19 protein-coding genes and 1 tRNA gene are annotated in these 25,148 nt (G+C 67.6%); 7 read left to right on the top strand and 13 right to left on the bottom strand.

The window, feature by feature from the left end:
- Positions 1–52: 52 nt before the first annotated feature.
- A complete protein-coding gene (locus ACQHI0_RS28965; protein WP_427904924.1) occupies positions 53–2,308 on the top strand; it encodes a heavy metal translocating P-type ATPase in 2,256 nt (751 codons plus the stop codon).
- A gap of 70 nt (positions 2,309–2,378) precedes the next feature.
- On the opposite strand, the gene ACQHI0_RS28960 is transcribed toward ACQHI0_RS28965, so the two are convergent.
- Entirely contained in the window at positions 2,379–2,984 is a 606-nt protein-coding gene (locus ACQHI0_RS28960; RefSeq protein ID WP_427904923.1) for a DUF6636 domain-containing protein, read from the bottom strand.
- Positions 2,985–3,092: 108 nt separating this feature from the next.
- On the opposite strand from ACQHI0_RS28960, the gene ACQHI0_RS28955 reads away from it, so the two are divergent.
- Positions 3,093–3,749 (top strand): histone deacetylase, encoded by a 657-nt coding sequence (locus tag ACQHI0_RS28955; protein WP_427904922.1) that lies wholly within the window; start codon positions 3,093–3,095, stop codon positions 3,747–3,749.
- Between the two features lie 54 nt (positions 3,750–3,803).
- On the top strand, positions 3,804–5,234 hold the full coding sequence (locus ACQHI0_RS28950; protein WP_427904921.1) for a lipase maturation factor family protein: 1,431 nt from the start codon (positions 3,804–3,806) through the stop codon (positions 5,232–5,234).
- 34 nt (positions 5,235–5,268) lie between these two features.
- Here ACQHI0_RS28950 and ACQHI0_RS28945 read toward each other — a convergent pair.
- Positions 5,269–5,340, bottom strand: a tRNA-Gly gene (locus ACQHI0_RS28945).
- Between the two features lie 228 nt (positions 5,341–5,568).
- On the opposite strand from ACQHI0_RS28945, the gene ACQHI0_RS28940 reads away from it, so the two are divergent.
- Positions 5,569–5,991 carry a hypothetical protein gene (locus ACQHI0_RS28940; RefSeq protein WP_427904920.1) on the top strand — a complete coding sequence of 141 codons (423 nt, stop codon included), beginning with the start codon at positions 5,569–5,571 and terminating at the stop codon, positions 5,989–5,991.
- Between the two features lie 70 nt (positions 5,992–6,061).
- Here the strand turns inward: ACQHI0_RS28940 and ACQHI0_RS28935 are convergent, their stop codons facing one another.
- Complete coding sequence (locus ACQHI0_RS28935) at positions 6,062–6,931, bottom strand: NAD(P)H-binding protein (RefSeq protein ID WP_427904919.1); 870 nt, start codon at positions 6,929–6,931, stop codon at positions 6,062–6,064.
- Positions 6,932–7,016: 85 nt separating this feature from the next.
- Here ACQHI0_RS28935 and ACQHI0_RS28930 point away from each other — a divergent pair, with 85 nt between their 5' ends.
- A complete protein-coding gene (locus ACQHI0_RS28930) occupies positions 7,017–7,808 on the top strand; it encodes a helix-turn-helix domain-containing protein (protein WP_427904918.1) in 792 nt (263 codons plus the stop codon).
- Position 7,809: 1 nt separating this feature from the next.
- On the opposite strand, the gene ACQHI0_RS28925 is transcribed toward ACQHI0_RS28930, so the two are convergent.
- Complete coding sequence (locus tag ACQHI0_RS28925; RefSeq protein ID WP_427909339.1) at positions 7,810–8,571, bottom strand: lysophospholipid acyltransferase family protein; 762 nt, start codon at positions 8,569–8,571, stop codon at positions 7,810–7,812.
- Between the two features lie 199 nt (positions 8,572–8,770).
- Between ACQHI0_RS28925 and ACQHI0_RS28920 the strand changes: the two genes are divergently transcribed.
- Together ACQHI0_RS28920 and ACQHI0_RS28915 are read left to right on the top strand one after the other, a co-directional pair.
- Positions 8,771–9,661, top strand: a complete 891-nt coding sequence (locus ACQHI0_RS28920; protein ID WP_427904917.1) for a hypothetical protein — start codon at positions 8,771–8,773, stop codon at positions 9,659–9,661.
- A gap of 102 nt (positions 9,662–9,763) precedes the next feature.
- Positions 9,764–11,299 carry a Rieske 2Fe-2S domain-containing protein gene (locus tag ACQHI0_RS28915; RefSeq protein ID WP_427904916.1) on the top strand — a complete coding sequence of 512 codons (1,536 nt, stop codon included), beginning with the start codon at positions 9,764–9,766 and terminating at the stop codon, positions 11,297–11,299.
- Between the two features lie 63 nt (positions 11,300–11,362).
- On the opposite strand, the gene ACQHI0_RS28910 is transcribed toward ACQHI0_RS28915, so the two are convergent.
- The 9 genes from ACQHI0_RS28910 to serS all read right to left on the bottom strand — a co-directional run bounded on the left by ACQHI0_RS28910 (position 11,363) and on the right by serS (position 25,073).
- Positions 11,363–12,412: a Gfo/Idh/MocA family protein gene (locus ACQHI0_RS28910; protein ID WP_427904915.1), complete on the bottom strand. Its 1,050-nt coding sequence runs from the start codon at positions 12,410–12,412 to the stop codon at positions 11,363–11,365.
- Positions 12,413–12,508: 96 nt separating this feature from the next.
- On the bottom strand, positions 12,509–13,456 hold the full coding sequence (locus tag ACQHI0_RS28905; protein ID WP_427904914.1) for a DMT family transporter: 948 nt from the start codon (positions 13,454–13,456) through the stop codon (positions 12,509–12,511).
- A gap of 49 nt (positions 13,457–13,505) precedes the next feature.
- Entirely contained in the window at positions 13,506–15,404 is a 1,899-nt protein-coding gene (locus ACQHI0_RS28900) for a protein kinase domain-containing protein (RefSeq protein WP_427904913.1), read from the bottom strand.
- Positions 15,401–17,266 (bottom strand): serine/threonine-protein kinase, encoded by a 1,866-nt coding sequence (locus ACQHI0_RS28895; RefSeq protein ID WP_427904912.1) that lies wholly within the window; start codon positions 17,264–17,266, stop codon positions 15,401–15,403. The genes ACQHI0_RS28900 and ACQHI0_RS28895 overlap by 4 nt, the downstream gene beginning before the upstream one ends.
- Positions 17,267–17,271: 5 nt before the next feature.
- Positions 17,272–18,453: a DUF7373 family lipoprotein gene (locus tag ACQHI0_RS28890; protein ID WP_427904911.1), complete on the bottom strand. Its 1,182-nt coding sequence runs from the start codon at positions 18,451–18,453 to the stop codon at positions 17,272–17,274.
- Positions 18,454–18,536: 83 nt separating this feature from the next.
- Complete coding sequence (locus ACQHI0_RS28885) at positions 18,537–20,426, bottom strand: serine/threonine-protein kinase (RefSeq protein ID WP_427904910.1); 1,890 nt, start codon at positions 20,424–20,426, stop codon at positions 18,537–18,539.
- Positions 20,427–20,508: 82 nt separating this feature from the next.
- The gene (locus tag ACQHI0_RS28880) at positions 20,509–21,813 is read right to left on the bottom strand and encodes an MFS transporter (RefSeq protein ID WP_427904909.1); all 1,305 of its coding nucleotides are present in this window, start codon (positions 21,811–21,813) and stop codon (positions 20,509–20,511) included.
- Between the two features lie 97 nt (positions 21,814–21,910).
- The gene (locus tag ACQHI0_RS28875) at positions 21,911–23,743 is read right to left on the bottom strand and encodes a putative bifunctional diguanylate cyclase/phosphodiesterase (RefSeq protein WP_427904908.1); all 1,833 of its coding nucleotides are present in this window, start codon (positions 23,741–23,743) and stop codon (positions 21,911–21,913) included.
- Positions 23,744–23,816: 73 nt separating this feature from the next.
- Positions 23,817–25,073: a serine--tRNA ligase gene (serS, locus tag ACQHI0_RS28870; protein ID WP_427904907.1), complete on the bottom strand. Its 1,257-nt coding sequence runs from the start codon at positions 25,071–25,073 to the stop codon at positions 23,817–23,819.
- Between the last annotated feature and the right edge of the window lie 75 nt (positions 25,074–25,148).

The raw sequence follows: 25,148 nt of genomic DNA, 5'->3' as shown, positions 1-25,148 counted from the left end.
TCACCCGCTATCTCTGGCGCAAGAATTGCTATCAGGAACGAAGGAGCACCCCATGACCACCGTGACACACCCACCGGGCACCGGCCAGGTAGAACTGGTGATCGGTGGCATGACGTGCGCTTCCTGCGCGAACCGGATCGAGAAGAAGCTCAACAAGCTCGACGGGGTCACCGCCACGGTCAACTACGCGACCGAGAAGGCACGCGTCGACTTCACCGGTGACGTCTCCCCCGAGGAACTGATCTCCACCGTCGAGCAAGCCGGCTACACCGCGGCACTCCCCGCGCCGAAGAAGCCGGAGACCACCGACGAGCCCGCCGCCGAAGCTGACCCCACCGCGACGCTGCGCACCCGCCTGCTGGTCTCGCTGGTCCTCACCGTCCCGGTGATCGCCATGGCGATGATCCCCGCACTGCAGTTCACCAACTGGCAGTGGCTCTCGCTCACGTTGGCCGCGCCGGTCGTGGTCTGGGGCGCGCTGCCCTTCCACAAGGCAGCGTGGACCAACCTCAAGCACGGCACCGCCACCATGGACACGCTGGTGTCGATGGGCACGCTCGCCGCGCTCGGCTGGTCGCTGTATGCCCTGTTCTGGGGCACGGCGGGCACGCCGGGGATGACGCACCCGTTCGAATTCACCGTCGCCAGGATGGACGGCTCCGGCAACATCTACCTCGAAGCCGCGGCGGGTGTGACCACGTTCATCCTGGCCGGACGCTACTTCGAAGCACGGTCCAAGCGCCGCGCGGGCGCGGCGCTGAAGGCGTTGCTCGAGATGGGCGCCAAGGATGTCGCCGTGCTGCGCGGTGGGGTCGAGACGCGAATTCCGGTGGAGCAGTTGGTCGTCGGTGATGAGTTCATCGTGCGGCCGGGCGAGAAGATCGCCACCGACGGTGTGATCACCGAGGGCACGTCGGCGGTCGACGCGTCCATGCTGACCGGCGAGTCCGTGCCGGTGGAGGTCGGCGTCGACGACGGCGTCACCGGCGCCACCGTGAATGTCGGCGGCCGACTCGTCGTGCGTGCCACCAGAATCGGCGCCGACACCCAACTCGCCCAGATGGCACAGCTCGTCGAGGACGCGCAGACCGGTAAGGCGCAGGCACAGCGGCTGGCCGACAAGATCTCCGGCATCTTCGTCCCGATCGTCATCGCGCTCGCCGTCGCCACGCTCGGATTCTGGCTCGGCACAGGCGGTTCCATCGCGGCGGCCTTCACCGCAGGCGTGGCGGTGCTGATCATCGCCTGCCCCTGCGCCCTCGGCCTTGCCACCCCGACCGCGCTGATGGTCGGCACCGGACGCGGCGCACAGCTCGGCATCCTGATCAAGGGACCCGAGGTGCTGGAATCGACCCGCAAGGTCGACACCATCGTGCTGGACAAGACCGGCACCGTCACCACCGGCAAGATGACGCTGCTCGACGTGATCCCCGCCGACGGCGAACTGAGTGACAAGGTGCTGGAACTCGCTGGTGCGCTGGAGGATTCGTCGGAGCACCCGATCGCACAGGCGATCGCCAAGGGCGCACGCGACGAGTTCGGCACACTGGCCTCGGTGGAGGGCTTCGCCAATGTCGAGGGCCTCGGCGTGCAGGGCGTGGTCGACGGGCACGCGGTGATCGTCGGCCGGGCACGACTGCTGGCCGACTGGTCGCAGCCGCTCGACGAGAAGCTGGAAACCGCACTGGCGGAAGCGGAATCGGCAGGTAAGACCGGGGTCGCGATCGGCTGGGACGGTAAGGCGCGCGGCGTGCTGGTTGTCGCCGATGCCGTGAAACCGACGTCGGCGCAGGCCATCGCGCAGTTCCGCGAGCTCGGCCTGACACCGATCCTGCTCACCGGTGACAATGCCCGCGCGGCCCGCACCATCGGCGACGAGGTCGGCATCGACGAGGTCATCGCCGAGGTGCTGCCGCAGGACAAGGTCGAGACCGTCAAGCGGCTGCAGGCCGAGGGCAAGGTCGTCGCCATGGTCGGTGACGGCGTCAACGACGCGGCCGCCCTGGCCCAGGCCGACCTCGGCCTGTCGATGGGCACCGGCACCGACGTCGCCATCGAGGCCAGCGACCTCACCCTCGTCCGCGGTGACTTGCGCGCCGCCGCCGACGCGATCCGCCTGTCGCGGCGCACCCTGGCCACGATCAAGGGCAACCTGTTCTGGGCGTTCGCCTACAACGTGGCCGCGATCCCGCTGGCCATGGCGGGCCTGCTCAACCCGATGCTGGCCGGTGCCGCGATGGCGTTCAGCTCGGTCTTCGTGGTGAGCAACAGCCTGCGCCTGCGCCGGTTCAAGTCGACCGCGCAGTAGGCCGACACCAAGAGGCGAGGTCCGTAGCGATCCGGACCTCGCCTCTTTCCGGTCGCCCAGGTGATCGGAATCAGAACAGGTACTGCTGGTCGGCCGCGATGAAGAAGCCGTGGCCCGCGGCGTCGCAGCGGACGCCCTGCTCGGTGGAGGTGCAGGCGACACCGCGGGCGACGAGCGTGTCGCCGTAGTGCAGGGTCGCGCCGCCGCCCTTGTTGGTGCCGTCGACCGGTTCGCCGATGAAGATGCCCTGGCTGGTGCAGAGGAACTCCGACTTGCCGCCTGCGGCGTGCACGGCGACCTTCCGGTCGGGGGCGTCGGAACAGTTGGGAAGTTGTGGCGGAATGACATCGGCGTGCGAGAGCTGGCAACCGACGCCGAACGGGGCGTCGACCAGAATGCCGCACATGATGTTGCCGGTGGGTGATTGGAAGTAGAAGTTGTCGCGCTGCTGGTAGTCGCGGGCGTCGACGGTGGCGTCGTCGCGGGAGGGCAGGCCGGTCGGGCCGGGGGCTACCGTGACGTCGGGGCCGACAGTCGGTTCGGCCTCGGCCGTGGGTGCGGACGAGCCCGCGGGTTGGGTCACGGCGGGTTGCGCGGCCGATCCCTGGTCACTGTCACAGGCGGCGAGTCCCCCCGCCAGCGCCACCAGCGCGGCCACCACGATCGCTGATCTCATGATCTTTTCTCCCCTCGAAATCCTCCCGACCCGTTCGAAGGAAGAATCGAAAGCAGGCGTGAATCCGTTTCCCGCACGCACCGACTGTGACCGACCCGAGGTGAGGCCGTGACCCCCGCTCAGCACGTCTGGTACGCCGCGTACGGCTCCAACCTGCACGCCGAGCGGTTCGACTACTACCGCGAGGGCGGCACTCCACCCGGGACCGACCACACCTACCCGGGGTTCCGTGATCGGTCCGCACCGGCCGCGGTGACGGCGATCGACCTGCCTGGGAGCCTGTATTTCGCCTGGCAGAGCCCGGTCTGGACGGGTGGGGTCGGGTTCTATGCCCCACGTCCGCCCGCAGATTGGCCGATCGGTGTGGCGGCGCGGGGGTATCTGCTGACCGTCGGTCAATTCGGTGATCTGCTGGCGCAGGAGATGTATCGAACACCGACCGCGGACTTCGATCCCGCGCCGGTCCTCGCTGAAGGTTCGGTGCGGCTCGGGCCGGGGCGGTACGAAACGGTGGTGCACGCGGGTACGCGCGACGGGATCCCCGTTCTCACCTTCACTTCGCCCTGGGATCCGGAAACTGTCGCGCTGCAACGTCCTTCGGCGCGATATCTGACGATGATCGGCACCGGCCTGCGCGAATCCCACGGCTGGAGCATGGATCGCGTCGTCGAGTACCTGCGCGTGCGGCCGGGGATCGCCGAGCATTGGCACGAAGCCGATCTGCGGGGCGCACTGCTCGGTGGCACCGGACTCGCGCCACCCTAGATTTTCGCCGGACCGATCGCGGGTACCCCTTCGTTGCGGGACGGGAGCACACGGATGGAGTGGTTCACGGCACCGGAGTACTGGCAGGGCAGGCTGATCTTCCAGCGTGGCCTGGCGGTGATCTACGCCCTCGCGTTCCTGGCGGCGGCGCTGCAGTTCCGCGCACTGCTCGGTGCGCGCGGGATGCTGCCCATCCCGCGATACCTGGCCCGGGCCCCGTTCCGCCGGTCACCGAGCCTGTTCCACCTGCACTATTCCGATCGGTTCTACGCCGGTATCGCCTGGTTCGGCGTGGTGCTCGCGGTGGCTGTCGCGCTGGGCGCCGCCGATCTGGTGCCGCTGTGGGCGGCGATGGCGCTGTGGTTCGCGCTGTGGGTGCTGTACCTGTCGATCGTCAATGTCGGGCAGGCCTGGTACTCGTTCGGCTGGGAATCGTTGCTGCTCGAGGCCGGCTTCCTGGCGATCTTCCTCGGCAACGACACGGTCGAGCCGCCGCTGCTCGTGCTGCTGGCCGCGCGCTGGCTGCTGTTCCGGGTGGAATTCGGGGCCGGGCTGATCAAGATGCGGGGCGATCGATGCTGGCGCGACCTGACCTGCCTGTATTACCACCACGAGACCCAGCCCATGCCCGGTCCGCTGAGCTGGTTCTTCCACCATCTGCCAAGGCCGCTGCACCGGGTGGAGGTCGCCGCCAATCATGTCGCCCAGCTGATCGTGCCGTTCGGGCTGTTCGCGCCGCAGCCGGTGGCGAGCGTGGCGGCGGGCATCATCATCGTCACGCAGTTGTGGCTGGTGCTCTCGGGCAATTTCGCCTGGCTGAACTGGGTGACCCTGCTCCTGGCGACGACCGCCGTCAGCGCGTATCCGGTGCTGCCGGACGCGCCGCAGGTCGCCGAGCCGCCCTCGTGGTTCCTCGGGGCGGTCATCGCCTTCGTCGCGATGGTGGTTGTCCTGAGCTACTGGCCGGTGCGCAACCTGCTGTCCGCGCGGCAGGCGATGAATGCCTCGTTCGACCCGTTGCACCTGGTCAACACCTATGGCGCGTTCGGCAGTATCACGCGGGTCCGCGAGGAGATCGTCCTCGAGGGCACCGACGCCACACACCTCGGGCCGGAGACCGTGTGGCGCGAATACGAGTTCAAGGGCAAGCCGGGTGACCCGCGGTATCGCCCCCGCCAGTGGGCGCCGTATCACCTGCGGCTGGACTGGCTGATGTGGTTCGCCGCGCTCTCCCCCGCCTACGCGCGATCATGGGCATTGCCGCTGGTCATCCGGCTGCTCGACAATGACCCCGACACCCTGCGCCTGCTGCGGCACTGCCCCTTCCCCGACGCACCGCCGCACTACCTACGCGCCCGGCTGTACGAATACCACTTCAGTACGCCCGCCGAGCTGTTCCGCGAGCGGATCTGGTGGCGCCGGACCCTGATCGGCGAGTTCCTGCCGCCGCTGAGTCACGAACGCCTCGAACGGCGCAGGCAATGAGAAAAGCCCGGCACGATGGCCGGGCTTTTCGTTGAGCGGATGACGAGATTCGAACTCGCGACCCTCACCTTGGCAAGGTGATGCGCTACCACTGCGCCACATCCGCGTGCCTTCCGAAGCCGAACCGGCGACCGCCGGTGACTTCGTCGTGCGAGAAGGAACTCTAGCGCGAAACCCCCCGAACTACGAAATCCGGGCTCACCCGCGACCGGCGGCGGCGGTGAGATCCGGCGCGAGCCGGCACCGTTAAGCAGGTCACAAGGATGCGGAAAAGGCTGCGGGGGAGGGTTTTTCGCAGGGCGGCTGAAGCCGCGGGAATCATGGGAGAGACGGTATGAAGACTCTGGGGATGATCGCGGCGGGCGTTGCGTTGACGGCGATGACCGTGCTGGGGGCCGGGCCCGCGCAGGCCGACTTCGCCGATCAGGTGGAGGCCACCGACAACGGGGAGAACGTGGAGGACGAGGGGTTCGGGGAGTACGCGGTCAGCCGTACCGATCCGGGGTCGTGCCTGGTGGTGCAGAACCACACCGGCGGGCGGGTGACGTTGCGGTTGAACTACCCCGCCAGTGGTGGGAAGTGGCAGTTCAACCACGATCAGATCGGTGTGCTGGTGCACAAGGGCAAGCTGGTGACCTCCCCGTCCGGGAACTGGAATGTGCGGACGAACCCGCCGATCAGGTTCGACTGGGTCTACGACCGCAGTATGAACAGGCAAAAGGGTTGCAATGGATCGTGGCTGCTGACGATGAACTGAGCCGGCGGGGTCCGGTTCGCCGCCACGCGCCGGACCCACCCCGCCGACCGGTCATGCGGTCGAGCCCCGGTCAGGCGGGCAGCGCGCCGACGGGGCCGAAGGCGTCGCGATGGTCGGCGGCCCAGGTGGCGTAGCCGCGGGGTGGGCGGCCGAGGACGCGGGCGATGTCGTCGGTGATCAGCTCGTTGTGACCGCCGCGGATGAAGGCCTGACCGATCAGTGAGCCCTCGACGAAGGCGGGCGGCAGGCCCGCGGCGACTATGAAGGCGCGGGCGTCGGCTTCGGCGATATCGGTGACAGCGATCGGGCGGCCGAGGATCTCGGCGAGGACGGCCGCCTGGTCACGGCTGGTTTGGAGCTCGGGGCCGGTCAGCGTGAAGGTGTGACCGTGGTGGTCGCTCGAGCGCAGCGCCACCGCGGCGACCGCCGAGACATCGCGCGGATCGACCACGGCCTGCTTGCCGTCGCCGGTGAGGTTCGGGACAGGGTGACCGTTACCGAGCGGCTCGATCCAGCTGAAGGTGTTCGACGCGAAAGTGTTGGGGCGCAGGATCGTCCACTCCAGGCCGGAGTCGCGGACGGCCTGTTCACCGGGCACGTGCCAGGAACCCGGCACGCCGAGAAGTGGGTCGCCGGTGCCGACGGCGGACAGCTTCACCACCCGCCGCACGCCGGCCGCACGCGCCGCGGCGACCAATTCGGCATCGGTGCCGGTGCCGTCGGGGCCGGGTATCCCGACGAGGAACGCGGCCTCGACATCCGTCATGGCGGGCGCGAAGGTCGCCGGGTCGCGGTAGTCGACCCGAACCACCTCGACCCCGGCGGGGAACTCGGCCCGCTCCGGGTGGCGGGTCGCGGCCCGGACGGCGACGCCCTCGGCTACCAGTTGTCGAACGATGTCGCTTCCGATGGTGCCTGTCGCACCGGTGATCAGGATCATGTGCTGAGCCTGGCCGCTGGGCTGCCTGCGAAGATAGGAGAAATCGGCACGGACATCCCGGCCCGCGACGCCTACTGTCGAGTGGGTGCGGTATCTGACCTCGGCGCAGATCGAGACCCTGGTGACGACACCGGATTCGTTGCGCCCCTGGCTCACCGAACTCACCAGCACGCCCGTGTTCGACGACCTCGCTCAGCCGTTCGCGCATCCACCCGTCGCGACGACCACGGTCGTGCTGCGCACGGAGAAGTCCGGTCGCGGTGACGCCTTCGTGGTCGGCGCGCAGACGAAGGCGTCGTACTCGAGGCCGGCGGAACCGGCCGGATGCGTGCGGCTGCGGCTGGAACCGGGCGTGACCCGGCAGCTGCTCGGCGTCACCGCGGGCGAACTCACCGACCGGGTCGTTCGCCTCGACGAATTACCCGGCCCCCTCGGCAGTTTCGCGACAGAACTGACGAGCCTGCCAACCGGCATGGCGATCGCCCACCTGGAAGAGCTGCTGCCGCACAATGTCTCGGAGTCGGAGACCGCTCGGGCGCACCGGATCGTGCTGCGCGAGGCGATCTCGGCGCTCACCGCCGACAACGCGCCCGCGCTCCCCGAGCTCACCGCGCGCCTCGCTGTCAGCGAGCGCCAGCTTCGCAATCTGTTCGCCGACGGAATAGGCCTGTCCCCCAAGCACTTCGCCCGCATCCAGCGCCTGCGCCGCGTGCTCGCCTATGCGGGCGACACCCCGTGGTCGCACCTCGCGGCGAGCACCGGCTACTACGACCAGTCCCACCTCACCGCCGACTTCCGCACCCTCATGGGCGTGCCGCCCGCCGCCTACCTTCGCGGCAAGCTCCCGGCACCGACCCGCTGCCGGATCCCGCGCTGAATCAGCTCTCGGTCTCCTGCGTTTTCTCGGCCTTACGGGCGAAACGTTCGGCCGCTTCGGCTTCGTCGAGCGCGGTTGCCTCCTCCAGGGACGGGGCACTGCCACCGAGCCGTTTCGGGACCCAGTACGCGCCGGGCTCGTGTTCGTAGGATTTTTGCAGGTCGGCGAGCATTTCCTGCATGGTGGAGCGGAGCTGCGCGGTGAGGTCGGCGACGGGCTCGTAGGGCTGGATGGGGGTGCCGACGGCGATCGAGATGGGGGTGTTGGTGCGGCCGAGGCGCTTGGGGAAGCCCTTGGTCCAGACGCGCTGGGCGCCCCAGATGGTGATCGGGATGATCGGGACACCGGCTTCCAGCGCCATCCGGGCGGCGCCGGACTTGAATTCCTTGATCTCGAAGCTGCGGCTGATCGTGGCCTCGGGGTACACGCCGACGAGTTCGCCGTCGCGCAGGTATTTCACCGCTGATTTGTACGAGTCGGCGCCCGCGGTGCGGTCGACCGGGATGTGCTTGAGACCGCGCATGATCGGGCCGGAGATGTTGTTGTCGAACACCTCCTGCTTGGCCATGAACCTGATGTAGCGACGAGGGGTGCGCACCGGCAGTCCCGCGTAGGTGAAGTCCATGTAGCCGGTGTGGTTGACCGCCAGCACGGCGCCACCGGTGGCGGGGATGTTCTCCGCCCCCTTGACGGTGAACTTCAGACCTTCGAGGAAGAACAGGGTTCGGGCCACGCCGATGATCGAGAAGTAGAGGGGTTCCACAATTACGCAAGCGTAGTCGTAGATCTCCTCGTCGGCAGGGGTGCATTCGGTGGGGGCGGTCACCGTAGAATCGCGGCGTTCACCCGCGCAGCCAATCCGCTTCGCGCACACCGGTCTACACCCGGCGAGTCCGCTCGCCCCGACAGTCACCGCCCGCATCGCACGCGGGGCCACGACCTAGGAATTGAGGAACGTCGAAGTGGAACGCGCTCAGTTGCCCCCGATCACCACTACTCGCCGCGCCTACGCGCTGGTCGCCGGACTCGCCGTCGCGGCCCTCGTCACCGGGTGTGACTCGGTGTCGGGTATCCCGGGCGATCCGGTCGAGGCAACCACTACCGCGTCGACCACGGCGGCCGCGCCGTCGACCACGGCGACCCAGGCCATCGCCCCCGGCGAACCGGCGCCGAACAGCCCACTGCCCGCCGACGCACCGCAGGTCGGCGCGGTCGCCGGCCATGCCGACGCCGTCACCGCCGTTCGCCGCTGGGCCGCCGACCTGCAGACCGGCACGGTGAAAGAACTCCAGGACAAGTGCTGGACCATCCCGCCTGCCACCGTCGCCGAGATGTACGCCGACCCGCAGTCGGTACTGGCCGCCCTCACCGCACCGGGCACCGCGACCGCCGACACCGTGACCTGGCGTAACCGAACCGTGACCGTCACCGTCGACCGCGAATCCGTCGCGTCCGGTTACGCGTGTGGACGGGTGTCCGCGGCGGGTGTCGAGCCCGGTTACGACGACGCCGATGCGCGCCATACGGTGCGTCGATACCTCGCCCGCGCCACCGGCAAACCCCTCGACGCGGCAGACATCGAAGCAGACCATCCACTGACCTGCAAGGCCTCGCCCGCCACCTGGGACCCGGAGGGCACCGGCAACCCTGTAGCAGCCCCCTTGACAGGCGACTCGGGCAAAGTAGGCAATGTCACCTCCTACGCCGAAGACGAGCTACGATCCGAGCAGGTTCGTGGCGACTACCTGGCAGTTCACGTCCCCGTGACCACCTCTGCGGGGGGCACGCGGACGCGCACTTTCACGGTTGTCGCGACCGCTGAGGGCTATTGCATCGGTGACGTAACGATTTAGCCACTACCCTGGTTGGCTGGTACGCCGAAGCAGTCAGGGGGCCCTTTGGCGGTCACTCGCCATTGATCCGGCGAATCAGATCCTGGTAGGAGGAAACAGCTCGTGCAGATCACCAGCGTCGGACATGCCGGCTTCCACATCCGAACCGAGGCCGGCACGATCCTGTGCGATCCCTGGGTGAACCCCGCGTACTTCGCGTCGTGGTTCCCGTTCCCGGACAACTCCCAGCTCGACTGGGAGTCCCTCGGCGATGTCGACTACCTCTACGTCTCGCACCTGCACCGCGATCACTTCGACGCCGCGCACCTGGCGAAGTACGTGAACAAGGACGCGACCGTCCTGCTGCCCGACTACCCGGTGCTCGACCTGCGCCGTGAGCTCGAGGCGCTGGGCTTCACCAAGTTCTTCGAGTCCGAGGACTCGGTCAAGCACACGATCACCGGGCCAAAGGGTTCGTTCGACTTCATGATCGTGGCGCTGCGCGCGCCCGCCGACGGCCCGATCGGTGACTCCGGCATTCTCGTCTCCGACGGTGGGACCACCTGTTTCAACATGAACGACGCCCGGCCGGTGGACATGGACGTCATCCACGACGCGTTCGGCGATATCGACATCCACCTGCTGCAGTACTCGGGCGCGATCTGGTACCCGGCGGTGTACGACATCCCGGCGCGGACCAAGGCCAACTTCGGCAAGCAGAAGCGTCAGCGTGGCATGGATCGCGCGCGCTCCTACATCGAGCAGGTCGGCGCGACCTGGGTGGTGCCCTCGGCCGGTCCGCCGGTGTTCCTCGACGCCGAGCTGCGCTACCTCAACGACGATCGCGGCGACGAAGGCAACATCTTCCCTGATCAGATCGTGTTCCTCGAGCAGATGAACATCCACGGCAACGAGGGCGGGATCCTGATGATCCCCGGCTCGGTCGCCGATGTGCGCGGCAAGGAGCTCGACCTCGCGCACCCGTTCGACCCGGATCGCATCTACGGCGACAAGGCCGCCTACATCGCGGAGATGGCGCAGCGTTTCGCGCCGGTGCTGGCCGCGGAGAAGGCGACGTGGGAGACCGGCGAGGGTTCGCTGCTCGAGCCGCTGCGTGAGCTGTTCGAACCGATCATGAAGCAGAGCGCGCTGATCAGCGACGGCATCGGCTACCCCGTCGGCCTGGTGATCGGCGAGGAGACCATCGTCCTGGACTTCCCGCACCGCACCGTGCGCGCACCACTCGAAGGCGAAGGCCGCTACCGCTACGGCTTCCGCATCGCCCCGGAGCTGGTGCGCACCGTGCTGCGCGACAACGAGCCCGACTGGGTGAACACGATCTTCCTGTCCACCCGCTTCCAGGCGTGGCGCATCGGCGGCTACAACGAATTCCTCTACACCTTCTTCAAGTGCCTCACCGACGAGCGGATCGCCTACGCCGACGGCTGGTTCTCCGAGGCGCACGACGACTCCGCCGTCACCGAACTCGACGGCTGGGAAGTCCAGCGCCGCTGCCCCCACCTCAAGGCCGATCTCTCCAAATTCGGTGTGGTGGAAGGCAACAACCTCACCTGCAACCTGCACGGCTGGCAGTGGGACCTGGAATCGGGCCGCTGCAAGACCTCCAAGGGCCACGAGCTGCGCTCCCGCAAGCTCTGAACCAGAACATCGCACCGGGGCAGTAGTCGACCGGGCCGAACGTGCAACGGGCGGTGCCGGTCGTCAGGAAGTGAGATCCGCGGGTTCTGCTACGTGGCGGGCGTATTCGAGGATGCGCAGGGTTTCCACGGCGTCGCGGGGGTCGACGGGGACCGGGGCTCCGTCGAGGAGGGCGGCGGCCATTCCGGCGTAGAAGGCAGGGTAGTCGCCGGGGAGGGTGGGGATCGTGCGGAGGTCCTCGCCTGCGCCGAAGGTGCCCCATTTGTCGGGTGAGACTGTGCCCCATGGCTTTCCGTCGCCGGGGCGGCGGCCCGCGCGTAGTTCGTCTTCCTGGGGGTCGAGGCCGGAGACGGTGTAGCCGTTGGTGGCGCCGAGGACGCGCAGCCGCGGACCCAGTTGCGGCGCGACAGCACTCATCCACAGTTGGGACCGGGTGCCGTTGGCGTGGGTGAGGGCGATGAAGGCGTCGTCGTCGGCTTTGACCTCGGGGCGGCGGCGGTCGAGTTCGGCGTAGACCTCGGTGACCGGGCCGAACAGGGTCAGCGCCTGGTCCACGAGGTGACTGCCGAGATCGAACAGAATGCCCGCGCCGTCCTCGGCATCGCCGACTTCGCGCCAACCACCCTTCGGGACCGGCCGCCACCGCTCGAACCTGGACTCGAACCGGCGGACCTCGCCCAGCTCACCGGCCTCCATCAGCGCACGCACGGTCAGAAAGTCGTTGTCCCAGCGTCGATTCTGGAAAACACTCAGCGGGAGGTCGGCCCGCGCGGCCGCCTCGACCACTTCCTCGGCATCGGCTGCCGTCACCGCGAACGGCTTGTCGACCACCACGGGCAACCCGGCGGCCAGCGCCTGCAATGCCAGCGGCGCGTGCGAGCGATTGGGTGTCGCGATCACCGCGAGATCGACATCCTCGTCCTCGACGAACATCTCCTGCGCGGACGCCCACACCCGCACCCCGGGATGCTCGGCTCGCGCCTGCGCGGCCCGCTCCTCGGATGACGTCACCACGGCGGCGACCCGCATCCGCGGATCAGCGGCGATGAGCGGCGCGTGGAACACCGACCCGGCCAGGCCGTATCCGACTACCGCAACTGCGAGTTCGTCCATGGCTGGCCTCCCGCGTAACCGAGCTCGTCCGATGCGATTCACAGCGTACCGGCAGCCGAATCAGCCGGGCGGGTCCATGGACGCGCTGCGCGAGATCTAATGCCCGGACCGGCTCGCCACAACCACCGCACAGAGCACGATCACACAGCTGAACACCGCAGTGGCCGAGAGCCTTCCGTCCACGGTATCGAGCAGCACGGCGGCGACCAGTTGGCCCGCGACCGAGGTGAGGCCGAGCAGGAGAACGCCGGTCATACCGACCGTGACGGCGGCCAGGGCGATGAAAGCTACGCCGATCAGGCCGCCGGTGTAGAGCCAGAGGTCGGTGGGAAATTCGGTGGGGAGCCCGGTGGTGGACAGGGTGTAGAGGTCGAGCAGGAGCAGGGCGGTCAGGCCTACGGCGAAGTTGATCAGGGTGGCGGTGAAGGGGCCACCGGTGGCGCCTACCCGGCCGTTGACCGCTTGTTGCCAGGCCAGGCCGATGCCCGCGAGGGCGGGCAGGACGATGAGTAGCGCATCGGGCACCCCGGTTGTCACGGTGGTCGGTGCTGAACTGCCGCCGGCCGAGAGGACGACCCCGGTGATGCCGAGGGCGGCGGCGCCGATACGCAAGGCAGTGATCGGGGTTCGGCCGTTCGGGGCGAGGCCGAGGCGATCGACCATGAGGCTGCTGAGAAGTTGGCCCGCCACCACCGCGACGGTGAAAGCGGTGACGCCGATCGCGGCGATGGTGAGGCCCTGCGCGGCGACGAAGAACGCGCCGCACAAGCCGCCGAGCAATTGCCACGCCGGCAACCTGCCCTCCGACATCGCGGTGCGCACCTTGGTGACACCCGCTCGAAGCGCTGAGCTGAAGGCGAAGGCGATCAGCAGTGCGATGAGTCCCGTACCGAAACTGATGGTCGCCGCCGCGATCCCATCCGCCAACCGCGCCCCGAGCGCGCCGTTGATCCGCCCCTGCACCGCGACACCCGCTCCGATGCAGAACCCGAATACCAGCCCGAGACCACGACGCCCGATCGCCCGCTCCTCACCCCGATCCATGTCCCGCATGCCGATACGAGCATGCCAGCTACCGCGGCCCGGTTGTGTGTCACGCCTCGGGCAGTCGCCGCACCGCCTTCACAATCAGCGATTCCACTGTCCGGCAGATCGAGTCACGGTCGACATGTGGGCCCTGGATCACCAGCTCCATTGCTTCATAGGTCTTTTCGTCGATCGTTCGGTGTCGATAGATCCGCGAACACCCCAGCGCGGAACCAGACGATTCCTTTCCAGTGAGCAGCGTCAGGCCGTCGACCGTGACCGAACCCACCGGCACGAAGGACGTCCGCACCACTTGCAATGTCACCCGCGCACTGCCGTACCACTCGCAGATGTGCATGTCTTCCGGGGTGGACGGTTCCGGGGTCAATCGAGGGACCGCCGCCGACGTCTCGGCACGGTCCAAGATCGCGCACGGGTCGACCGACGCGAGCGAGATCGCGGCGTCCGGCCTGCGCGGTGCGGTATGGAGAGTCCGAGCGAGCTGCGCGACCACGTGATCCGCGACGGCGCACCCTTGCTTCTCGGCGAGCCCGATGTCGAACTCGATCAGAATTCCGGTTCTGCCGCCGCTGTCGGAACTCGCGATGGCACGCCGACAGTATTCGGCATCTCCTTCGCGCACCGTGATTCCCTCGATCAGCTTGTGGTTGGGTGGAACCTCGGTCAGGGCGACCCCGAGGCTCAGCCGAATTCCGTCGCCGTAGACCTGTTGTTGCTCATCCGCGTAGCAACTCCAGTTCTTCTGGACCTCGAACCGCCACGATTCGGTGCGACTCGGCCCTTCTCGCCATGCGACGCTGTCGCCCAGCGCCGACCGCAGCCAGGCACAGGAATCGACTTGGCGCAGCTGCGCCGCCGAGAGGGCGGTCGGTTGCGCCGCGCCGACCGGGTCGGCCGTCCTCGACAACCACAATGTTGCCGACACGACCACGGCGGTGACGATCGCCACCGCGACCACCCGACGAGTCCGTACCGAGGAACCACCGACTCGACCGCGCAGGCTCGCCCACCGATCGCGACCGAACCCGGCCACCGCTTCGAACACGGAACCGGCCTGAGCCGAACTCACGGGTTCGGCGAACGCGGGGGCGGCAGCTGCGAGCAATGCGGCCGCCGCCCGTTCGGCCCGGTCGATCTCGTCCACGATGGCCGACGGCCAGGCCTGGCGGCGCGCGCCGACGTAAGCGATGATCTGCGCGGGCGAGGGCCGGGCGCGCGGGTCTCTGCGCAGACACGCGGCGATCAGTTCGCGCAGTGGTTCGGGGACCGCGGACAGATCGGGGTCGCGTTGCGCGATATTGAACAGCGTGTACGGGATCGACGGGGCCGCGAACGGCGCGACACCGCCCGCGGCGTAAGCGAGCACCGATCCGAGCGAGAAGATGTCCGACGCGGCAGTCAGCGCACCGTGCACGGACTGTTCGGGCGACAGATAGTCCGGCGGTGCCAGCAGGGTGGTGGGATCGCCTGCGAGGACATCGATTCCGGCCAGCTCGATGCCGTCCTCGGTCAGCCCCACGGTGTCGGGTCGCACCCGCTGATGAACGAGCCCGGCCGCGTGCACCCCTCGCAGCGCGAAGGCGAGTGCCGCCGCCAGCGCACGCACGGCTTCGACCGGGAGCGGTCCGAATTCTCCGACCGCACGATCCAGTCGTACAGACGGCACGAATGTGCGTGCCAACCAAGGCAATTCATCGTCGGCGTCGACGTCGAGCACGGTCGCGTTGCCCTGACCGCTGACGCGCATCGCCGCCACGGCGCCGTGCCGCAGCCGCGGCCGCAGCTCGGGCAACTCGAGCAAGCGCGGCAACGACTGCTCGACCACCCGCAGCGAATCGTCCGGCGCGGCGGCCAGCAGCAGCCGGAAGTTCGGCTGCGGATCGAGCGGGCCGAGCACTCGGTAGCGGCCCAACTGGGTCGGATCGGTCGGCGACGGCTCGGTCATGGTTTCGGCAACTTCGCGAGGATGGGGGTTAGGAGAGTTCGTAGACGGTCACAGCCGCCGGTAGCTGTTTTGTCGTAAGGGATGTAAGTGCCGCGGACCATCTCGGCCAGTTCGTCACGTGTCGGCCGGATCGTGAGCGTGTACTCGCACCAACCGTCACGGTCGGAGATGGTGCCTGCCCAGCCGTCGAGGGTGGTCAGCTCGCGGAAGCTGGTGAACGGCGTCGTGTTGTCATTTCGAGTATCTTCGCGGAAGTCGAGATGGAATTCTCCGTTGGCTCCGGTGACCCAGCAACTACTGCTTCCGGTGGGGTATTTCTTCGCGGGATCACCGACAATCCGGAGGTTCAGGTCATGGTCCATGATCCGGCAGGCGTTCAACAGCTGAATGGATCCGTCAGCGACCTTTCGCAATGGCGGGTTGATCGAGAGTCGGCGGATGACCGCCGCCAGCGCGCGCTCCGCCAGCGGACAACTGTCGGTAAGGCCCGACGCCTGCATGTTCAGCGGCATCCGCAGCCCGATCTGCGTCTCGACGAAGCGGTCGCACGACGCGCCCTCCCTACGGTTTCCTTGGACCGGCAGCCACGCGATCGTGCTCCCCATCGGTGACGCGGTGTCGTACGCCCAGCCGTACCCGATGGACAGTTCGAGACTCAGCCGCTGTCCGGCGGGATCGGTTATCCCCACCGAGCAATAGCTCTCGTTGATCACTTTCGGGGCCGACCGGTAGGTTCCGAGGTCGCCAAGCACGTCGGGGCCCAACAGCGCGCACATGTCGAGCAGCATCGACTCCCGCTCAGTGAGCGCGAGTGGCGGATCCGCCATCGCCACCGCGTTCCCCCGCACACCGATGCCGACCAGCATCGAACCGATCAATATCGCCACCGACACCATCGCGGCGGCCGCAACGGCCCGAATCCCCCTCGAGCGGTGGTCGCCCTGAGGTTTCCGCGGCGCCTCGGGCGACGGCACGGTACTGCCCGAAGCCCAGGCAATCGCATCCCGCTCGTACTCGGCCACCCGTCGGCGCACTCGCACCGGCCACACCGGCTCGACCTCGAGCTGTTGCGCTGCCGCCAGCAACTCGTCCGGGGTCGGGCGGCCTGCCGGATCCTTGGCCAGACAGGCATCGACGATGCCGCGAATCGGCTGTGGCACCGCGCTGGTATCAGGCTCGACGTAGAGCACGTTGTACAGCGTCTGTGGGGTCGACCCCGCCGCGAACGGACTGACCCCGGTCGCGGCCATCGCGAGGACCGCACCCGCCGAGAACACGTCGGATGCCGGCGTCAGCGTGCGACATTCGGCCTGCTCCGGTGACATGTAGGCCGGTGACCCGATCACCGCGCCGGTGGCGGTCAAGCTGATGTCGTCATCGAGGGCACGCGCGATGCCGAAGTCGATGAGTCGTGGGCCCTCGTTGGTGAGCAACACGTTGCTCGGTTTCAGGTCACGGTGTACCAAACCTGTGCGATGGATCTCGAGCAGAGCCATCGCCAGCCCGATAGCCAGCAGTTTGAGTCCGCTCGGGGTGAGTCGCCCGAAGTCGTTCACCACCTCCTGCAGCGACGGACCAGGGATGTATTCCGAAGCCAGCCAAGGCTTTTCGGTGGTGACGTCATGACCAACGACGCCGGCGGTGTATGCGCCCGTCACTTTGCCGGTGGCGAGGACTTCTCTTTCGAACCTGGCCCGGAACTCCGCGTCGTCGGTCGCATCGGCGTTGACCTGCTTCACCGCGACGAGTCGGCCGTCGGGTGCCTGACCGAGGAACACCCGCCCCATCCCGCCGCTGCCGATCACCGCGAGGATGCGATACCGACCGAGTACCTCGGGGTCTTTCCGATCACGTGGTTGCACGGGCGTCACCGATCCTGAGCGAGGAGCGCGTATTGAGCCGCGGCCAGGTGCCGGACGTCAGCTTCCAAGTAGCTGAGCACGACGACCACATCAACGCCGCGAGAGACAATGCATCTGAACCGGTTCACTCCGACATTGCGCTCGTCCGGTAGTTTCGCCTGCCAACAGGAAATTGTCGGCAGGGAGGCGATACCGGGTATCGCGGCGTAGTCGCCTTCACCTTCCCTGGCCAGTCGGCCTGCTTCCGCTGCCGCGGCCTCGGCACTGGCCGTGCGACGCAGATATTTGTTGTGTGCCACCGCGATCTGCGACACCGAGGCGGCGCGCAGGGACGCCAGGATTGCGGACGGGCGGTCCGACAGCAACGCGAACGCGCGCGGACTATAGACCGCGAAAGTGTCGGCTCCGGTTTGACCATCGAGTTGTGGTTCGCCGGTCTGCACAATTCGGGTGAGCAGCTTGTCCGGGTCGATGCGCAGATTCGGCAGATCCGCCTCGGCGGTCGGCACGAATCCTTCGAGGTCGGCGAGTTGGGTCCGGTAGGCCTTGGTCAAGATGTCGACCAGGAGCTCGGCGCGTGGTTCGAGAACTTGGGCATAAACGCGGACAACCAGGTTCTGCCACGTCAGCCAGCTGCCGACGGTCGGCACCGACGGCCGCCAATGGCTCAGCGCCGCAGGGTAATCCGGAAGGATGATCGGGACGTTGTCGGTGCCCTGCTCGAAGTCCGCGCGGGCCATGTCCGCTGCGGCTGTTCGTGCGACATCCGCACTCGAAAAGGCCAGCAGTGAAATCGAGAGGTGCTTCTCGCCCGCACCGCCCGATTGACCGTTGCCTGCGATCGCGCCGAACGAGGCAAGTACGCCGTGATTGCCCGCTGCATCGCTCTGTGCACCGGAGAGAATGTTCATTCCGGGGACCAGGCCTCGGTGATCGCCCAGCACCCCACCACCACGCGTCCAGGTGAGGTCGGGGTCGATCCGGTCGGCGAAGCTCACCCGCTCACCCAGTCGCAGCGACTCCACCAGGATTCCGCGGCCTCTGCTCGGCCTTGCGTCATAGTCGGCCGCAACAGGGTCCGTCGAGTAACTGCCGTGATCCGGCCGGGTGGGTGCATCACCACACCCGACAAGCACGGTGACCACGATGAGTGACAGCACCACGATGCGGTGCGACCTGAACCGCACGATATTCCCCCTCGAACCAGCCATCGAACCTGACCGTTCGTGTCAAACCTATTGCGAAAGTTAGCATCCCGCGCTGGAGACTGCTACCGCTGCGGCAGCCTGGTTACCAACCCCGCAACGATCGCCTCGCCTGCCGGACACCGACGGACAGCGAGTGAGGAACCGACTACCCGCACAGTGACCGTCTCGTGGCGACTCGCGTCGACTGCGCGGAACCGGTAGGTGCTGGAACAGCCTCTATCATCACGGCCCAGGTTGAAGTCCGCGTTGTAGACCAGTGTGCCTTCGCCGATGTCGACGGCGTTGATGGCCAAAATCGTGCCGGAGTCGAGATCATCCGGCCGACCGACATCCACCCGGACTCGGCCATCCCCGCCCCACGAACAGCTGTGCGCCGTCGGCACACCCGGCCCCGATGAACCAGCAGCCCTGATCTCCTCTTCGGTGACGAGGTCACACGGGTCGATCGACGCCAGCGAGCGTGCGATCGCGGGATCGACAACAAGCGATGGCAACGCCGCGACCAGGCGATCGATGGCGTACTCGGCCAGCGCGCAGTCGACCGCCAGACCGATATCGACACTGATCCCCCACGATGCCTGCTCGCTGCCCGCGACGGCGAACGCACAGTCACGACCGCGTCGGAGAAGATCGAGTTGTCCGACCTCGCGCTGCGTCGACGCGAAGCCCATGAGAGCACCGCCTATCTCGACGATCATCCGACCGGTCCCCGAGCTGCCGTCACACCCCCATGACGATGTCGTCGTCCATCTCCACGAATCGGTTTCGCGGCGAACACCTGTCGCGACCGATTGCGGCAGAGTCGGTCCGAGCGCTTGGCGCAACCACGCACAGGCGTCGACTCCACGCAGTTGCGCCAGTGTGGGCATGACCGCTGCGGGGCCTGCCGCATTCGGTGGTGCGGGTGTGTTGCCGCGCAGCAGTGCCACGGCCGCAGTGGCAGCGACTATCACGATCACCACCGCACAGGCCACGCCGAGCAAGCGTCCGCGGCGGCGTTTCGGCTGGTCGGGCGGCACCAGACGATGTGGCGGTGCGCCCAGAATGATCTGGGTGCGCTCGGGATCGGCCGTCAGCTCCCGCATCCGTGCGGTCTGTGCCGCGATGTCCTGGTGTATCGGCGCGGGCCATGGGTTGCCCTGGATGGCGAGAATGCCCAGGTAGTCCAAGATCTGAGCGGCGGTCGGACGCTCGCGTGGGTCTTTGCGCAGACAGCCTGCGATGAGTTCGCGGAGTTGCTCGGGAACCGGTGCGAGGTCGGGCTCGGTGTGGACGATATTGAACAGGGTGACCGGCGCCGAAGCCGCGGCGAAGGGGCTCATACCGGTCGCCGCCATGTAGAGCAGCGAACCGAGGGAGAAGATATCGCTGGCGGCAGTGATGGCGCCGGCGCCCGCTTGCTCGGGCGACATATACGCCGGAGAACCCAGAACGCTGCCCACCTCGGTGAGTGACTCCTCCGATTCCGTGCCACGAGCGATGCCGAAATCGATCACCCGAGGACCGTCTTTCGCGAGAATGACGTTGGCGGGCTTGAGGTCTCGGTGTATGAGGCCAGTCGTGTGAATCGAATGCAACGCCGAAGCGAGCCCAGAGGCCAGGGTTCGGACGCTCGCGACAGGAAGCGCGCCGTACTGCCCAACCGCGGTATCGAGGGGCACGCCGGCAATGAATACCGAGGCCAGCCAGGGGATTTCGCCCGTGGTGTCGAAATCCACCACGGCGGCGGTGAATGCTCCGGAGACACGCGTCGAGATGGCGACCTCGCGATGAAAACGGGACCGGTAGTCGCCGTCGTCGAGCAGTCTCGAATGGATCTGCTTGATCGCGACGAAGCGACCGTCCGGGCCGAGGCCGAGCAGCACTCGCCCCATTCCGCCCGCACCAAGCAATCCGAGAATTCGATAGCGCGACACCGTATTCGGGTCATCGCTGGATAGCGCTGTGATCACTGTCGTCCAACTCCCCCGATAACGCTCGACGCGGCAGGGGTACCGCTCACCCACCGTGCGTCCAGAATCTAACACCGGACCGCTACCGGCGGGACCTCGGCGGCATCCAGGTCGGGGTCAGCAGGGCGGCCGCGAGTAGGACCGTACCGAGCAGCGCGATGGTGGTGGAGATCGACAGGTATCGGGTCGCGGCGGGTACGAACGCGAAGACACCGAGGGCGACGATCTCGGAGAGCAAGCCGGAGACCGAGGTCACGGTGGCCCGAGCCGGTCCTTCGATGGCGTCCTGGAGGCGTGCCCCCGCGACTACTTCGACGTTGAAGTCGATGCCGTAAGCGACGCCGATGCCGACGAATCCGATCCAGATCCAGGCCTGGCCCGCGGCGGCCCCTACGGCCGACGCGCCTGTGATGAAAAGGATTCCGGCCAGGAACAGGGCTACGGCGAGAACGCGGGATGAGAGGGATTCGGTGCGGCCCGCCAGCAGCGAGCCGATCAGCGAGCCCGCGACGGTGACGCCGACCAGCAGTGCCGAGGTGCTGGTCGAAGCGCCGCCGGAGACCGCGAGTAGGCCGAAGTACTCGTCGAAGGCGGTGACGCCGTAGAGGAGGGCGCCGAGTAGAACGCCCCGGCGGACCCTGCGGACGCGAAATGCTTCGGAGAGCCCGGTCTTGAGCATCGAGAGGTATCGCGACGAGGTCGTGGCGTTCGAATTGGACTGTGCCACAACGACTGATGCCGACCCCGGGTTGATGTGTGGACCGAGTGGTTCGGGTGGAGATTCGTCTTCGAGATCGTCGACGGCGGTGGCGGAGATGGCGACCGGCGCACTGGGCAGAGCCAGGGCGGTCAGGGTGTGCAGGAGACCGACACCGACGCTGACCCAGCCGACCAGCGCGTAGCCACCGATGGCGAACAGTGGTGCGGCGGCGAGGATCGCCACGAGTACGGTGCTCTCCTGGGCGGCGCGTGCCCATCCCATGATGCGCGCGTAGGCGGACGGCTCACGCTGCGCGACCAGCTCGTCGTAGATCAACGCCTCGAAAGTCCCCGATTCCAGCGCGCCCGCGATACCCCAGACGAGGAAGCCGAGCGCGAACCCGGTAAACGAGGGCGCCAGCATCCAGAGGGCGAAACACGCGGTCTGCAACAGCGAGCTCAGCACGAGCAGGCGGCGACGGGACACCGTGTCGGCCCACGCGCCCGATGGCACCTCGAGCAGGAACGCGGTCACCGACCAGATCGCCAGCAACAGCGAGATCTGCGCCGTACTCAGCCCGTGATCGGCGAACAGCACCCCGTAGAGCGCGTAGATCGGCAGCAGGTCGCGCGTGCCCTTGAACAGGACCGCACGCGCGGTGAGGTCGCGAACCCGATCACGTCGCACCCAGGCCACCGCCTGTCGGAGCGGGGAAGGTCAACAGCCGTAGAAGAGCATTCGCATGGGGTCTATCGTTCGCGCCGCGACCGGGCGGGTCAAGCGATTATCCGAGCGGGATCCAGCCGTTGGCGGCGAGGGAATCGTCCTCGTCGGTGGTGCTCACCAGCGGACGGCCGTCGTTGAGGTCGTTGATGAGTTCCGAGACCGGATGCGAGTCGCTGTAGTGGTAGCCCTGGGCCAGGGCGAAGCCGAGTTCGGTGAGGACGGCGGCCTGGTATTCGGTTTCCACACCCTCGGCGATGACCTGCAGGTCGAGGGACTTACTCAGCGCGGCGATGACGCTGAGCAGCGGCGGGGCGGGGGAATCGGAGCGGATGGCGGCGACGAAGGACTGGTCGACCTTGAGGATGTCGCTGGGGATGGTGGCCAGGCGGCTCAGCGAGGAGTAGCCGGTGCCGAAGTCGTCGATGGCGATGCGCACGCCACGGTCGCGCAGGGTGTGCAGGTTGGTGATCGCGGTCTGGGATTCGGCGGCGAGTTCGCTCTCGGTCACCTCGAGGACGAGCTGGTCTGCGGGCCAGCCGGTATCGGACAGGATGGTCGCGACCCGCTCGGCGTACTCGGTCTCGGCCAGCTCGAGGCCGGAGACGTTCACATTGAGGGTGAGGTTCAGCGACGCGAAGCTCTCCTGCAGGCGAGCCGCGTCGGCGCAGGCGCGGCGCAGGACCAGCTCGTCGAGGTCGGAGATGAGGTCGTATTCCTCGGCGACTCGGATCAGGCCCTCGGTGGTGACCTCGGGTTGCGCGCTCGACGACCAGCGCAGCAGCGCCTCGACGCCGACCGCCTGGCCGCCGTCCTCGGTGAGGCTGACGATCGGCTGGTAGTGCACGTCGAGCGCACCGCGGTCGATGGCCTCGCGCAGTTCCACGGCTAAGGGGAGCTGACGCGAGGATTCGAGCACCGTGCGATTGCGGCCCGCCTGCTTGGCCCGGTAGAGGCCCACATCGGCGCGGCTGACCAGCAGCGAACCGGATTCGCCCGGCTGCCAGGAGGTGACACCGGCCGAACAGCCCATGGTCACCGCGGCACGCAGTTGTTCGGTGAGCAGGATCGCGGCCTGCTCGGTGGTCCCGGGCAACAGCAGCGCGAACACGTCGCCGCCGAACCGGGCCAGCACCTGGCCGGGGGCGAGCAGGTCCAGCCAGGTATCGGCGACGCGCTGCAGGACGGCGTCGCCCGCGCGGTGACCGAGGTGGTCGTTGATCTTCTGGAAGCGGTCGAGGTCGACGAGGACCAGGGCCATGCCCTGCCCGCCGCGACCGGCCGCATCGATCGCGGGATTGAGCTGCTTCTCGAAACCGCGGCGGTTGAGCAGGCCGGTGAGCACGTCGATATCGGCTTCCGACGCCATCCGGGTGAGGATGCCGACCACCACGCCCGCGCCGAAGGTGACACCGGCCGGGATCAGCCCGGACCACCACGGCAACCCGCGAGCGGGCAACACCAGCAGGCACAGCACCATCGCGAAACCGATGTGCGCGGCGGCTTGGGACCACGCGAAGAACAGGGCCGCGTCGCAGGCGACGAACACGAAGAACGAGGCAAGGGTGATGGCGCCGACCAGGTTGGGGAAGTCGTAGACCGCGATCGCGACGAGCACCGCCGCGGTGGCGAGGTAGGCGTGATGCAGGGCGTGCGGCATACGCGGACCCCACGCGAGCAGCGTGAGCCCGAGCAGCACCGAGATCGCCGCCGCGGTACCGACAACGACGCGATTGCCGTCGTCGCCCGGTGCGACGGCAGTGATCATCAGGCCGAGGACACCGCCGAGGACGTAGAACGCCCCCGTTGTCCTGGCCATAACCTTCGCCGTCGCCAACGCCGATGCCGCCCGCACCCGGGTTCGGGTATCGCCGCGCGCCCCGATTCCTCGCACGAGCACCAGCCTAGATGTTGATCGGTCAGGTTGTTTGCCACATCCACAAATGGACCGCTGGCAAACTCCTAGCTTACGGCTTCAAGATATCGGTGCCCACGAACGGGACCAGCGCCGCGGGCACGCGCACCGAACCGTCGGCCTGCTGATGGTTCTCCAGGATCGCCACGATCCAGCGCGTGGTGGCCAGCGTGCCGTTCAGCGTGGCCGCGACCTGCGCCTTGCCGTTCTCGTCGCGATAGCGCACCGACAGCCTGCGCGCCTGGAAGGTGGTGCAGTTCGAGGTGGAGGAGAGTTCGCGGTAGGTCTGCTGGGTGGGCACCCACGCCTCGCAGTCGAACTTGCGCGCCGCCGAGCTACCCAGATCGCCACCGGCCACGTCGATCACCCGGTAGGGCACCTCGATCGCGGCGAGCATCTCGCGCTCCCACGCCAGCAGCCGCTGATGCTCGGCATCGGCCTGCTCAGGGGTGGTGTAGACGAACATCTCGACCTTGTCGAACTGGTGCACGCGGATGATGCCGCGGGTGTCCTTGCCGTAGCTACCGGCCTCGCGGCGGAAGCACGACGACCAGCCCGCGTACCGCTTCGGGCCCGCGCTCAGGTCGAGGATCTCGTCGGAGTGGTAGCCGGCCAGCGGCACCTCCGAGGTACCGACGAGGTAGAGGTCGTCGTCTTCGAGGTGGTAGACCTCGGCCGCGTGCTGGCCGAGGAAGCCCGTGCCCGCCATGATCTCCGGGCGCACGAGCACCGGCGGGATCATCATGGTGAAGCCGTTGGCGACGGCCTTCTGTGCCGCCAGCTGCAGCAGACCCAGCTGCAGCAGCGCGCCGTAGCCGGTCATGAAGTAGAACCGCGAGCCCGACACCTTCGCGCCGCGCTCCATGTCGATCAGCTGCAGCGACTCACCGAGCTCGAGGTGATCCTTCGGCTCGAAGTCGAAAACCGGTGGGGTGCCGACGGTTTCGAGCACGATGTAGTCGTCCTCGCCGCCCGCGGGCGCGCCGTCCTGCACGACGTTGGAGATCGCGCGCTGCGCGGCGTCCAAGTCGGCATCGGCGGCGTGCTGAGCGAGCTCGGCCTCTTTGACCTTGGCGGACATGTCGGTGGCGGCGGCCAGCAGCGCGGGGCGCTCCTCTTTGCTCGCCTTACCGATCACCTTGCCCATGGCCTTGTGCTCGGCGCGCAGGTTGTCGGCGGTGGCCACAGCGGCCCGGCGCGCGGCGTCGGCCTCGAGCAGGGCGTCGACGAGTGCGGGGTCCTCACCGCGGGTCCGCTGCGAGGCGCGGACGGCTTCCGGGTTCTCGCGCAGGAATCGGAGGTCGATCATGGGAATCAAGCCTAGTTGTTTACGCAACTCTCAATCTTTCGGCCTATGCCAATCGGGCAGCACAGGGGCATAGTT

It is taken from the genome of Nocardia sp. FBN12 (assembly GCF_050320175.1).
Lineage (GTDB): Bacteria > Actinomycetota > Actinomycetes > Mycobacteriales > Mycobacteriaceae > Nocardia.
The sequence above is the reverse complement of the archived record's forward strand: the minus strand, read 5'-3'. Positions and strand labels throughout refer to the sequence as shown.